General features: G+C 73.5%; 13 protein-coding genes. 3 read left to right on the top strand and 10 right to left on the bottom strand.

What is annotated here, in order from left to right:
• Positions 1-63 precede the first annotated feature (63 nt).
• From epsC to JOD95_RS11040, 3 genes are all read right to left on the bottom strand, one after another.
• A complete protein-coding gene (epsC, locus tag JOD95_RS11050; protein ID WP_307810424.1) occupies positions 64-648 on the bottom strand; it encodes a serine O-acetyltransferase EpsC in 585 nt (194 codons plus the stop codon).
• Positions 645-1,583: a cysteine synthase A gene (cysK, locus tag JOD95_RS11045; protein ID WP_209684990.1), complete on the bottom strand. Its 939-nt coding sequence runs from the start codon at positions 1,581-1,583 to the stop codon at positions 645-647. Before cysK ends, epsC begins: the two co-directional genes overlap by 4 nt.
• Positions 1,584-1,755: 172 nt before the next feature.
• Positions 1,756-2,790, bottom strand: coding sequence for a dipeptidase (locus JOD95_RS11040; RefSeq protein ID WP_209684989.1), 1,035 nt, complete (start codon positions 2,788-2,790; stop codon positions 1,756-1,758).
• Positions 2,791-2,835: 45 nt separating this feature from the next.
• Here JOD95_RS11040 and JOD95_RS11035 point away from each other — a divergent pair, with 45 nt between their 5' ends.
• Complete coding sequence (locus tag JOD95_RS11035; RefSeq protein WP_209684988.1) at positions 2,836-3,408, top strand: GNAT family N-acetyltransferase; 573 nt, start codon at positions 2,836-2,838, stop codon at positions 3,406-3,408.
• Positions 3,405-3,899 (top strand): SRPBCC family protein, encoded by a 495-nt coding sequence (locus JOD95_RS11030; protein WP_066655433.1) that lies wholly within the window; start codon positions 3,405-3,407, stop codon positions 3,897-3,899. The genes JOD95_RS11035 and JOD95_RS11030 overlap by 4 nt, the downstream gene beginning before the upstream one ends.
• On the opposite strand, the gene JOD95_RS11025 is transcribed toward JOD95_RS11030, so the two are convergent.
• From JOD95_RS11025 to JOD95_RS11000, 6 genes are all read right to left on the bottom strand, one after another.
• Positions 3,866-4,696 (bottom strand): MurR/RpiR family transcriptional regulator, encoded by an 831-nt coding sequence (locus tag JOD95_RS11025; protein WP_066655435.1) that lies wholly within the window; start codon positions 4,694-4,696, stop codon positions 3,866-3,868. The two genes, JOD95_RS11030 and JOD95_RS11025, sit on opposite strands and share 34 nt — an antisense overlap.
• Positions 4,693-5,994: an allantoate amidohydrolase gene (locus JOD95_RS11020; protein WP_209684987.1), complete on the bottom strand. Its 1,302-nt coding sequence runs from the start codon at positions 5,992-5,994 to the stop codon at positions 4,693-4,695. Before JOD95_RS11020 ends, JOD95_RS11025 begins: the two co-directional genes overlap by 4 nt.
• A complete protein-coding gene (locus tag JOD95_RS11015) occupies positions 5,991-7,232 on the bottom strand; it encodes an alanine--glyoxylate aminotransferase family protein (RefSeq protein WP_245172185.1) in 1,242 nt (413 codons plus the stop codon). The genes JOD95_RS11020 and JOD95_RS11015 overlap by 4 nt, the downstream gene beginning before the upstream one ends.
• Positions 7,229-8,635 carry an allantoinase AllB gene (gene allB, locus JOD95_RS11010; protein WP_209684986.1) on the bottom strand — a complete coding sequence of 469 codons (1,407 nt, stop codon included), beginning with the start codon at positions 8,633-8,635 and terminating at the stop codon, positions 7,229-7,231. Before allB ends, JOD95_RS11015 begins: the two co-directional genes overlap by 4 nt.
• A complete protein-coding gene (locus tag JOD95_RS11005; RefSeq protein ID WP_209684985.1) occupies positions 8,632-9,408 on the bottom strand; it encodes an aspartate/glutamate racemase family protein in 777 nt (258 codons plus the stop codon). Before JOD95_RS11005 ends, allB begins: the two co-directional genes overlap by 4 nt.
• A gap of 120 nt (positions 9,409-9,528) precedes the next feature.
• Positions 9,529-11,091: an NCS1 family nucleobase:cation symporter-1 gene (locus tag JOD95_RS11000; RefSeq protein WP_209684984.1), complete on the bottom strand. Its 1,563-nt coding sequence runs from the start codon at positions 11,089-11,091 to the stop codon at positions 9,529-9,531.
• Positions 11,092-11,306: 215 nt separating this feature from the next.
• On the opposite strand from JOD95_RS11000, the gene JOD95_RS10995 reads away from it, so the two are divergent.
• Complete coding sequence (locus JOD95_RS10995) at positions 11,307-11,861, top strand: VOC family protein (protein WP_209684983.1); 555 nt, start codon at positions 11,307-11,309, stop codon at positions 11,859-11,861.
• Between the two features lie 97 nt (positions 11,862-11,958).
• Here JOD95_RS10995 and JOD95_RS10990 read toward each other — a convergent pair whose 3' ends face one another.
• A complete protein-coding gene (locus JOD95_RS10990; RefSeq protein WP_209684982.1) occupies positions 11,959-12,534 on the bottom strand; it encodes a uridine kinase in 576 nt (191 codons plus the stop codon).
• Between the last annotated feature and the right edge of the window lie 159 nt (positions 12,535-12,693).

The raw sequence follows: 12,693 nt of genomic DNA, 5'->3' as shown, positions 1-12,693 counted from the left end.
ACCGCTCGGTCGACCGGGGCGCTCGATCGCCCGGCGCTCGCGGCCGCCCGCGGCCGCCCGCGGTCAGAGCGTCGGGACGCCCTCGTGCCCCGACCTCGGCCGGGCCGTACCGGCGACGCCGGCGACGACGGAGCCCGCGGGGACGTCCTTCGTCACGACCGTGTTCGCGCCGACCACGGAGTCCGCGCCGATCGTGATCGCGCCGATCAGCGACGACCCGGCACCGAGCACCACGCGGTCACCCACGGTCGGGTGCCGCCGCCGCCCCGGACCGTGCTCGCCCCCGCGCCCGCCGAGCGTGACGCCGTGGAACACCAGCACGTCGTCACCGATGACCGCCGTCTCCCCGATCACGACGCCGAGGCCGTGGTCGATGAAGAAGCGCCGGCCGATGCGGGCGCCGGGGTGGATCTCGATGCCCGTGATCGATCGAGCGACCTGCGCGACCACCCGGGCCGCGAACCGGGATCCAGGGAGACCACGCGCGAGCCACAGCCGGTGCGTGAACCGGTAGGTCCAGATCGCGTGCAGCCCCGAGTAGACCACCGCGTTCTCCAGGTCACCCCGGGCAGCGGGGTCACCGCGGCGTGCCGCAGCGAGGTCCTCGCGGACCCGCCACAGCACGCCGCGTCGGACGGCACGCGTCACGCAGTGAGCCCCTCGAACAGCGGCGTGGACAGGTAGCGTTCGCCGGTGTCGCACACGATCGCGACCACGCGCTTGCCGGCGTTCTCCGGACGGGCGGCGATCTCGACGGCGGCGTGGATGATCGCGCCCGACGAGATGCCGGCCAGGATGCCCTCCTCGGTCCCGAGCGCGCGGGCGAGCCGGAGTGCGTCGTCGAGCTCGACGTCGAACACCTCGTCGATGACCTCACGGTCGAGGACCTCGGGGACGAAGTTGGCGCCGATCCCCTGGATCTTGTGCGGCCCCGCCTTGCCCTCGGTCAGCAGCGGGGAGTCCTTCGGCTCGACGGCGACGATCTGCACGCCCGGCACGCGCTCCTTGAGCACCTGACCGACACCCGTGATCGTCCCGCCGGTCCCGACACCGGCGACGAAGACGTCGACGTGGCCCTCGGTGTCGCGGAGGATCTCCTCCGCCGTGGTCCTGCGGTGGATCGCGGCGTTCGCGGCCGTCTCGAACTGGTGGGCCAGGATCGCGCCGGGGGTCTCGTCGACGATCTGGCCCGCGCGCGCCACGGCGCCCTTCATGCCCTCGGAACCCGGGGTCAGGACGATCTCGGCGCCGAAGGCACGGATCAGGGCACGCCGCTCGACGCTCATCGTCTCGGGCATCGTGATGACGACGCGGTAGCCGCGGGCGGCGCCGACCAGCGCCAGGGCGATGCCGGTGTTGCCGGACGAGCCCTCGACGACGGTGCCGCCGGGGCGCAGCTCGCCGGACTCCTCGGCCGCGTCGATGATCGCGACACCGAGGCGGTCCTTGACGCTCGAGCCCGGGTTGTAGAACTCGAGCTTCGCGAGGACCTCGGCGCCGTCGGCCTTCGGCAGGCGGTTGAGCCGGACGAGCGGGGTGTTGCCGAACGCCTGCGAGATGTTGTCGTAGATGGTGCCGGTCATCCGTTGTCGTCCTCCGGGTCGAGTTCTCACGCCGTCGGTGGCGGCGCTGCGGTCCGCTCGCGATCCTAGCGACGGCGCCCGGTGTTCCCCTGTCGATGACGCCCCTTGACACGGCGGGCGCACACCGCGCCTCCCGGCCACCCCTGCCCCACCGCGCCCGCGCCCGCGCGGCTCAGCGCAGCGCGCTCCGCGCGAACCGCTCGTCCGTCGCTTCGAGGACCCGCAGCACGTTCCCCCCGGCGAGCGCCCGCAGGTCGTCGTCACCCCAGCCGCGTCGCCGCAGCTCCTCCGCGAGCACCGGGTACCGCGACACGTCCCGCAGGTCCGGCGGCAGCACGGGCGTGCCGTCGTAGTCGCCACCGAGGCCCAGGTGGGCCGCGCCCGCGACCTCACGGGCGTGGTCGACGTGGTCGGCGACGTCCGCCACCGTGACGAGCGGCGGTTCCCCCTCGGACCCCGCTTCCTCCCAGTCGGCCCACGCGCGGGACACGAACTTCGGCACGAAGGTGATCATCACGACGCCCCCGTTGTCGGCGAGCCGGGCGAGCACGTCGTCGGGCACGTTCCGCGGGTGGTCGTCGACGGCGACGGTGGACGAGTGGCTGAAGACGACCGGCTGCGTCGCGACGTCGAGGGTGTCCCGCATCGTCGCCGGCGCGGTGTGCGACAGGTCGACGAGCATGCCGATCCGCTCCATCTCGGCGACGACCTCGCGTCCGCGGTCGGTCAGGCCGCCGTGTGCCCGGGCGCCGGTGGCCGAGTCGGCCCAGGTCGTGTCGTCGTTGTGCGTCAGCGTCATGTAGCGGACGCCGAGCCGGGCGAAGGACCGGAGCACCGCGAGGTCGTCGCCGATGGAGTGCCCGCCCTCGGCGCCGAGCAGCGACGCGATCCGTCCGGCGTCGACGGCGGTGCGCAGTTCGGCAGCGGTGCGGACGAAGGTCAGGTCGTCGGGGTACCGCGCGATGATCCGGTGCGCGGTGTCGATCTGCTGCAGGGTGGTGCGCACCGGGTCCGGGTCGTCCGACGGCACGAACACCGACCAGAACTGGCCCACGACCCCGCCGGCCCGGAGCTTCGGCAGGTCGGTGTGCAGCGTGCCCTGTCCGCGGTCGATGCCCTCGACGCCGGAGTCGTGCGACTCGCGGCGCTCCCACGGGAGGTCGTTGTGTCCGTCGATGACCGGGAAGGCGAGGGTGTCGAACGTCATGTCGCCGACGCTACCGCGTGGTCGCGCCGTCGCTAGGCTCGCGGTGTGCTCCCCGTGACGCTCCGGACCGACCGGCTCGTGCTCTCCGCGCCGGGTCCCGCCGACGCGGAGGCCGTCATCGCGTACGCGAACGACCCGGACGTCATCGCGTTCACCCCGGTCCCCGTGCCGTACGGGCACGCCGAGGCCCGTCAGTGGCTCGACCTGGTCGAGGTCGGGTGGCGTGACGACACCCGGTACGACTTCGGGATCCGCCGTGCGGAGGACCCCCGGCTGCTCGGTACCGTCGGCGTCTTCGGCTTCGTGGACGGCGCCGGCGAGATCGGCTGGGCGCTGCACCCCGACGGCCGCGGGCAGGGCCTGATGGCCGAGGCCGCCGATCGTGTGCTGGCGTGGGCGTTCGCCGCACCGCCGGACGGGCTCGGCCTGGTGCGGGTGCAGTGGCGCGCACTCGGGACGAACGCCGCGTCGTCCGCGACGGCCCGGCGGATCGGCATGCGCTTCGAGGGTCGGTCCCGATCGGCCGTCGTGCACCGGGGCGCCCGCAACGACCAGCTGCTCGCCGCGGTGCTGCGCGACGACGACCGCACGGTGCCGCAGGTCTGGCCGGACGCGTGACCGTCGCCTTCCGGGTGGTCACCGAGATCGCCGCTCCGGTGGAGCGCGTCTTCGCGCTGTCGCTCGACATCGGCGCGCACGAACGCTCGATGGCCGACACCGACGAACGCGCCGTGGCCGGGACGACGTCCGGCACGATCGGGCTCGGCGAGAGCGTCACGTGGCGCGCGCGGCACTTCGGGATCGTCTGGTCGATGACGAGCAGGGTCACCGCCCTGGAGGCTCCGGGTCGCTTCGTCGACGAGCAGGTGCGTGGTCCGTTCGCCCGGTTCCGGCACGAGCACCGGTTCGAGCCGTCGGCCGACGGGACGCGGATGGTCGACGAGGTCGTCTTCCGGGCGCCCCTCGGCCCGCTCGGCTGGCTGGCCGAGCGGGTAGCGCTCGCCCGCTACCTGCCGCGGTTGATCGCCGCGCGCAACGCATCGCTGCGCGACGAGCTCGAGCGGGACGGGGACGGTCAGCGGGGGGCGAGCTCCCCGAGCGCGTCGTAGGCCGCCGCCACGGCGTCGACCCGGGCACGCCCTGCCGGCCCGGAGGCTTCGTACACGTCGTTCGCGATCGCCGCGACGACCGCGAAGAGCGCCGCCATCGAGTCGAACGCCGACGGCGAGTCCACCGGGCAGAGCACTGCGGTCGCCGCGGGCGCCGCGATCACGGCTGCGGTCGGGTCGCCGAGCACGACCACGTCGGCGCCGGTCGCGACGCAGTGCCGCACGAGCCGTTCGGCACCCGCCGCGTGCCGCCTGACCGTGACGAGCACGACGAGGTCGCGGCGGTCGAGGTCGGCGACCTCCTCGCCCAGGCGCTGCCCCGGTGCCGGACCGATCCGGACGTCCGGTCGCACCTGGGCCAGCTGCGACCGGAGCTGCATGGCGACGGGGTGCGCGCCGCGTTCCCCGAAGACGAGCACCCGCCGGGCACGGACGATCCGGCGGGCGAGCCGGACGCGGTCGGCCCGGGCGAGCGAGGCGAACGCGGCGTCGAGGTTGCGTGCCTCGACGGCCCGCTGGTCGACGTGCGCGGCGTCCTCGGCGGCCCACGGCAGGCCGCTCCCCCGCGCGGACATGAGCTCCTGGCGGACCTCGGCGGCGTCCTGGAACCCCAGGGACCGGACGAGCCGCGAGACGGTGGCCTTCGACGTGCCCGACTCGGCCGCGAGCTCGGCGGAGGTGCCGACGAGCAGCAGCTCCGGATCGTGCCGGACCATCGCGGCGACCCGGCGTTCCGCGGGCGACAGGCGGTCCCAGACGGCGTCCACCCGGGCACGGACGTCGGGCGCGGCGCTCACCGGGTCTCCGCACGGTCGTCGGCGATGCGCTCGACGGCGACGGCCAGCGCGTCGAGGCCGAGCGCGACGTCGTCCTCGGAGACGAACTCGTCCGGGTGGTGGCTGATGCCGTCGGGGTTGCGCAGGAACAGCATCGCGACGTCGGTGACCAGCCCGAGGGACATCGCGTCGTGCCCGGCGCGCGAGAAGAGCTCCGCTGGTGTGGCCTCCCCGGTCGCGGCGATCCCCGCACGGACGGCGTCCATCAACACCGGGGCACAGAACACCGCCGGGGCACGGTGCACCTCGGTCGGCGACACGGTCACGCCACGACGGGCTCCGATCTCGTCGAAGACCGCCGTGATCGACTCCCAGACGCGGTCACGTCCCTCGTCGAACTCCCCCCGCAGGTCGACGCTGAACCGGGCCAGGCCGGGGACGACGTTGACCGCCCCGGGCTCGACGGACATCGTGCCGACGGTGCCGACGTGCTGCTCGGCGCGACAGATCCGCTCGACGGCGAGCGCCGCCTCGGCCGCGGCGAGCAGCGCGTCGTGACGCCGCTCGTACGGGGTGCCGCCGGCGTGCCGTGCCTCGCCGACGGCCTCGACGGTGAACCGCCGGGCGCTCGCGATGCTCGTGACGACACCGAGCGCCTGCCCCGCCTGCTCGAGGTGGGGGCCCTGCTCGATGTGCGCCTCGAGGTAGCCGACGAGCCGCTCCGGGGGCAGTGCCGCCTCGCCGACGCGTTCCGGATCGAGCCCGAAGTCGGTGAAGGCCCGGCGGAGCGTGACACCGTCGCCGTCCTCGAGGTCCCACCACGCGTCGTCCCAGACCCCCGCCACGGCCGACGAGCCCAACAGTGCCTTGCCGAAGCGCGTCCCTTCCTCGTCGGAGAACGCGATCACCTGCAGCGCGAAGGGCAGCGGGCCGGAGGCCGTGAGCCGCGCCACCGTGCGGATCGCCATGAGCACGCCGACCACTCCGTCGTACCGGCCGGCGTCCACCACGGTGTCGAGGTGTGAGCCGAGCAGCAGCACGGGTGCGTCCGGCGTCGCACCGTCGACGATGCCGTGCAGGTTGCCCGCGGCGTCCTGCCAGGTGCGGAGTCCGGCGTCGCGCATCCACTCCGCGACCACGGCGTTCACCCGGGCGTGCTCTGGCGACAGGTAGACGCGGGTGGTGCGTCCGTCGTCCTGCGAGATCCCGGCGAGCGCGTCGCACCACCGGACGATCGTCGCGGCGTCGGCGATCGCCCGGGCGCTCGCGGTCGGCGCCGCGGGGACCTCGGCCGTCGCGGGTCCGGTCGTCGTCGTCACAGGGCTGCCCCGACCGGCGCGACGCGGCCGGCGTGGACGTCGAGCGCGGCGTCGACCCCGGCGCCATGCGGGACGGCGTGCCCGGCCCGGCGCAGGCAGTGTTCGAGGGCGGCCAGCGTGCGCACGACGGTGTCCTTGCGGGCGTTGTAGCCCATCGTGCCGATGCGCCAGACCCGTCCGTGCAGCGGCCCGAACGAGGTCCCGATCTCGATGCCGTGGTCCTCGAGCATCGCGCCCCGTACCTCGTCGCCGACGACGCCGTCCGGGATCTCCACGGCGACCACGTTGTGCATCTTGTGCGCGACGTCACCGAACACCTGCAGTCCGAGCGCCTCGACCCCGGCGAGCATCGCGCGACCGGCGATCGCGTGGCGCTCGACCACGGCGTCCCGCCCCTCCTCGAGCAGGATGCGGGCGCACTCGTTCGCGGCGTAGAGCATCGACGCGGCCTCGGTGTGGTGGTTGAGGCGCCGCGGGCCCCAGTAGTCGAGGATCATCGCGAGGTCGAGGTAGTTCGAGCGGATCGGGTCGTCGGACACGACGTCGTCGGCCTCGCGGATGCCGGCCTCGATGCTGCGGCGGCCGTCGAGCACCGCCACGGCACGCGGCGACAGGGTGATCGGTGCACTGCCGGAGGGGCCGCCCAGGCACTTCTGCAGGCCGGCGCTCACGACGTCGATGCCCCAAGCGTCGGTCTCGAGCGGGTTGCCGCCGATGCTCGCCGTCGCGTCGGTGTAGAGGAGGGCGCCGTGCCGGTCACAGATCGCCCCGAGCTCGTCGAGCGGCTGGTTCATCGTCGTCGAGGTGTCGCCCTGCACGATCGCCAGGACCTTCGGTCGGACCCGGCGCACCGCGTCCTCGATCACGGACGGCGGGAAGACCTGCCCCCACTCGGTCTCGATGGTGTGCACCTCGGCGCCGGCACGGGTCGCGATCTCGGCGAGCAGGTGCCCGAAGCGTCCGAAGACCGGCACGAGCACCCGGTCCCCCGGGGCGAGCAGTGACACCAGGGCCGCTTCGATGCCCGCGCGGGACGTGCCGTCGACGAGCACGGTGGCGTCGTTCCGTGTCCCGAAGACCTCGCGGTAGAGCTCCTGCGTCGCGGTCATCGTCGTCGTCATCCACGGGTCGTACTGCCCGACGAGCGGGGTCGACAGCGCGCGGAGCACGCGGGGGTCGGCGTCGATCGGCCCCGGTCCCATCAGGAGTCGGGCGGGTGGGTTGACTGGCTGCGTCATGATGCCTCCGTTCCGGGAACGAGCGTAGCGAAACGTCCGTTTCGTGCGTGTTGCGGCGCCGCGGGGCGGTCGAGCAGGACCCCCTCGACGGCGGTGACCCCGAGGCCGGCCGTCGCCACGAGCCGCCCGCGGAGCCAGGTCTCGGTGACGACCCCGAGCGTGTGCAGGCCGGCGTACGCGGACACCGGGTTGCGGTGGGCCAGGGCCGACACCTCGACGACGCCCTCGACCGCCGGGTCGAGGACGGCGAGGTGCGCGACCGCACCCGGCGCGATCCGACCGCGGTCGTGGAAGCCGACGATCGCCGCGGGGCCGGTCGTGAACCAGGGCAGGACGGCCTCGAGCGGGAGCCCCCGGCGCACGGCCTCGGTCCAGACCGCCCGGAAGCCCACCTGGAGTCCGGCGATGCCGCCCCACGCCGACCCCCAGTCGTCGGTCTTCAGGTCGGCTGTGGACGGCGAGTGGTCCGACACGACGCAGTCGATCGTGCCGTCGAGCAGCCCCGCCCAGAGCGCGTCGCGGTTCGCGTCGTCGCGGATCGGCGGGCAGCACTTGAACTCGGTCGCGCCGTCCGGGATCGACCCGGCCTCGAACGCCAGGTAGTGCGGACACGTCTCGACGGTCACCCGGACCCCGTCGGCCTTCGCGGCGCGGATCATCGGGAGGACCCCGGCGTCGGACAGGTGCAGCACGTGCACGCGGGCACCCGTCGACCGCGCGCCGTCGAGGACCCGCGCGACCGCGGACTGCTCGGCGCGGCCCGGACGGGTGGCGAGGAAGTCGGCGTACCGTCCGCCGAGCGTCTCGTGCGGCACGAGGTGGTCCGGGTCCTCGGCGTGCACGATGAGCAGGGCGTCGAGCTCGGCGACCTCCTCGATCGCCGCTCGGAGCTGTACCGGGTCGAGGTGCGGGAACTCGTCCACACCGCTCGGCGCGGTGAAGCACTTGAAGCCGAAGACCCCGGCGTCGTGCAGCGGACCGCGTGCTCCGGCGTTCGCGGGGACCGCGCCGCCCCAGAACCCGACGTCCACCGCGACCCGGCCCGCGGCGCTCGCCCGCTTCACCGCGAGGGCGTCGACGTCCACGGTTGCCGGGATCGAGTTGAGCGGCATGTCGATGATCGTGGTCACGCCGCCGAGGGCCGCCGCCCGCGTGGCCGAGGCGAAGCCCTCCCACTCGGTGCGACCGGGTTCGTTGACGTGCACGTGCGTGTCGACGAGCCCGGGCAGGAGCACGTGCTCGTCGGGCACGGTGCGGTCGAGCGAGGCCGCGACCGCGGCACCGAACGGCAGGACCGCGTCGACCACGCCGTCGCGGACCACCACCGCGGCCGGGCGGAGGACGCCGTCGACCCACGCCCGCCGAGCGCGGAGCACCAGGTCGGCGCCCACCGCGGCGCTCATGCCGAGGCCCCCGCGAGCACGATCGGCGCGGAGACGTCGGACCTCTGCAGCGTGAACCCGGACAGGAGCCCGGTCACCGGCTTCGGTGGCGGAGGCGCGTACTCGCCGGTCTTGCCCGTGCGCAGCCCGAGCCGGACGAGCGACTCCGCGAGCACCGTCGCCGCAGCCACCCCGTCGACCACCGGCGCACCGATCTCGTGCGAGACCTCGGCACAGAACGCCGCCATGCCCGCGCAGCCGAGCACCACCGCATCGGCGCCGCCGGCGAGCACGGCGCGGCACTCCTCGACGACGAGCTCCCGGGCGCCCGACGTCGGATCGTCGAGCTGCAGCACCGGCACCTCGCACGCACGGACCTCGGTCACCCGGGACGCGAACCCGTAGCGCTCCGCGAGCTCCCACGCCCGTCCGGTCGTGCGCGCCAGCGTCGTGACGACCCCGAACCGGCGCCCCAGCATCGCAGCGGCGTGGAAGCCGGCCTCGGCGATCCCGAGCACCGGCCCGGCGGCCAGCTCGCGCGCGGCGTCGAGACCCGGGTCGCCGAAGCACGCGACGACGTACGCGTCGACACCCTCCTGCTCGCCGAGCGCGATCTGCTCCAGGAGCCCGGGGACCGCCAGGGCCTCCTCGTAGTGACTCTCGATCGAGGCGGGTCCGGTGGTGGGCGTCACCGCCTCGACGACGGTGCCGGGTCCGGCGACCGCGGCCGCGGCGCGGCCGATCGAGGCCGTCATCGACGGGGTGGTGTTGGGGTTGACGACGCGGATGCGCAAGCGGAGCCTCTCAGGCGGGGGTGGGGACGAGGAGGAGGTGGTGGACCCGGGCGGCGACGGTCCGGCCGGGAGGCGTGTCGCGCCTCCCGGCCGGGGTCGGTGCAGGGGTGTGGCGGACGGTCAGTCGCGTCCTGCCGCCGCGCCGTCGTCGACCGTCGGGTCCTCCGATGCCAGCACCGGCATCCGCGGCGACCGACGCTCGAGCGCCCGGAAGACGACCAGCCCGAGCCCGCAGCCGATGAACCAGCTGTAGTTGCTCAACCACGGCAGGACACCCGTCGCGGGCGGCAGCACCGCGCTGGCGACCGACACCGCGCCGGCGAGCAGCAGGGTCCACATCGCGTTCGGGTTCCAGCCCGCGCGGTACCAGTACCGGGCGGTGGGCTCCTTCGTGTACATGTCGTCGACCGCCACCCGCTGCTTCGCGACCAGGTAGTAGCCGGCGATCAGGATCCCGAACAGCGGGCCGATCAGTGCGCCGAGGATGCCGAGCGTGTAGAGGATCGCCTGGTCGTTGCCGTACCAGTTCCACGGCGTCAGCAGCACGGAGCCGACCGCGGCGATCATGCCGCCCGTCCGCCAGCTGATCCTCCGCGGGGCGACGTTCGAGAAGTCGAACGCGGGGCTGATGAAGTTCGCGACGATGTTGATGCCGACCGTCGCGGTGACGAAGGTGAGGCCGCCGAGCAGGATCGCGAACGGTGCGTCGATCGCCTGGACGGTCTCGATCGGGTCGGTGATGAGCTTGCCGAACACCGGGACCGTCGCGCTCGCGCAGAGCACGGTGAGGACCGAGAAGAACAGGAAGTTGACCGGCAGGCCCCAGAGGTTGCCACGCTTGACGGCTCGGAACGAGCGACCGTAGCGCGAGAAGTCACCGAAGTTCAGCATCGGACCGGAGAAGTAGCTGACGACGATCGCCACGGCCGAGAGCATGACCGGGATCGAGGCACCGAACGACATCGGCGCGCCCGTGTGCAGCGTCAGCGAGATGTTGCCGATGCCGGCCCGGGCGACGAGGTAGACGGCGAGCGCGATCATCACGACGTAGACGGCCGGACCGGCGAAGTCGATGAAGCGGCGGATCGCCTCCATGCCCATCGAGAAGAGCGCGGCCTGCGCGACCCAGAGGATGCCGTACGAGATCCAGCCCAGCGCGGAGAGCCCGAGGAACGAGTGGTCGAGCAGCGCCGCTGAGCCCGGGAGGAACTTCAGGAACACGATGTTGAGCGACTGCGCGGCGAGGAAGGTCTGCACGCCGTACCAGGCCGTCGCGATCAGGCCGCGGATGACGGCGGGGACGTTCGCCCCGATGACGCCGAACACCGCGCGGTTGATGACCGGGTACGGCACCCCGGTGCGCTGGGACGGCTTCGCGACGAGGTTCGCGAACACCTGCACGATGAGGATGCCGACGACCAGGGCGACGAGCACCTGCCAGCTCGCGATGCCGAGCGCGAAGAGCGACCCGGCGGTGACGTACCCGCCGACCGAGTGCACGTCGGACATCCAGAAGGCGAAGATGTTGTAGCTCGTCCATCGCTGTTCGCGGAGCGGGGCGAGGTCCTCGTTGGTGAGCGCCGGGTCGTACCCGGGCTTGACGACGCCGGCGCCGGCGGCTGCCGACGACGTCGTCCGGGGGGCGTGGGGCGCGGCGACCGGGGTCGCGATCTCTGTGACCAAGGCGTCCTCCGTGGGAGTGGGCGGCGGGGGTCCCCGCTCGAGGACGACGCTACGAAGGCACTTCGCGTCGCCCGTTTCCCTCGTGTAACGGTCGTGTGACACGGACAGCCCGCTGGAACGCTCGTTCCGGGCGGCAGCTGCGGGATGCCGCAGGGAACGCCGCAGGTCCTGCCCCCGACCCGTCCCGGCCGCCCGACCGGCTCCATCATCGAGGGATGACCACGGGCATCCGGATCGACCACGTCGGCGTCACCGTGCCGGACGTGGAGGCCGCCACGGCGTTCTTCGCGAACGCCTTCGACGCCGTCGTGCTGTACGACGTGCGCCGGACCACCGACGAGCCGAACGGCACACCGGAGGCCCACCGCTACCTCGGCATCCCGTCGTCGATGGCGCAGGGCGCGATCCGCATGCTCGCGCTGCCCGAGGGACCCGGACTCGAGCTCTTCGAGTACCGCGGGCCCGACCAGCGCGCCGCCGCGCACCCGTCGGACCTCGGGTGGCAGCACCTGGCGCTGTACGTCGACGACCTCGACGCAGCCCTCGCCCGCGCGGAGTCCGCCGGTGCCGTCCGCAACTCGGATCCGCGGCCGCTGCGCGGCGAGGAGGCCGGGGAGGGCAACCGGTTCGTCTACACGCGCACCCCGTGGGGGTCGACGCTCGAGCTGGTCACCTACCCGACGCCGCAGCCGTACCTGCTGCACGCGCCGCGGGCGAAGTGGGCGCCGTGGCCGGACGTCGCCCAGCTCCGGCAGCTGGACCGGGCCTGACCGCATCCGGCTCGTGACCGGCCTGGAGGCACGGCTCGCGGCCGCCCCGCCGGTCACTGCGGGCGCCGGGTCGCGTCCACGTCGAGAGGCGGACGGGTCAGCAGGACGGCTCGACGAGCAGGTCGGCAGCGTCGCGCGGCGCGAAGCGCTGCGCGAAGTCCCGGTCGTTCGGGATCCAGACGTCGCGCCAGAGCGCGTCGTGACTGCGGCCGAGTGCCCGGTCACGGGCCGTACCGCGGCGAGCTGCGGTGTCGAGGTCGACGTCGCACCAGACGGTCGCGTCGAGCGCGGGCAACGCCTCGGGGTGGAAGAGTCCGATGAGGTCCAGGACGAGGATCCTCGCCTGCGGGAGCGATTCCTCGGGACCGAGGGCCCGCCGTGCCCAGTCGTACCGCTGGAAGTGCCCGGGCCGTCCTCCTCGGAACGGTTCCAGCACCGTCGAGACCAGGCGGTCGCGCTCCACCCCGTCCCAGTCCGAGGAACGGCGGTGTGATCGAGCGGGGTCCAGGAAGTCGTCGCCGCGGAGGCGCACGGCATCGGGCAGTGTTGCGACGAGGCTGCGTGCGAGCGTCGACTTGCCGGAGCCGCAGAAGCCGGAGATGCCGACGACCAGCGGGTGCCCCACGACCCGCGCTCGCTCGGCGATGTGCTCGAGGACGGTGTCCTGGTCCATCCGGCGAGTGTACGAGGAGCGGTCACTCCCGACGTCGATCCGGTGCGCCTCCGCTCACCGACCGGGACGGAACTGCACCTGGTCGGAGGTCGATGACGAGCAGCGCAGTGACGGTGGGCATGCCCGACCCTCTCACCGGGCGGTTCCGGGAGGGACCGG

This window comes from Curtobacterium sp. 1310, assembly GCF_017834105.1.
Taxonomy (GTDB): domain Bacteria; phylum Actinomycetota; class Actinomycetes; order Actinomycetales; family Microbacteriaceae; genus Curtobacterium.
The sequence above is the reverse complement of the archived record's forward strand: the minus strand, read 5'-3'. Positions and strand labels throughout refer to the sequence as shown.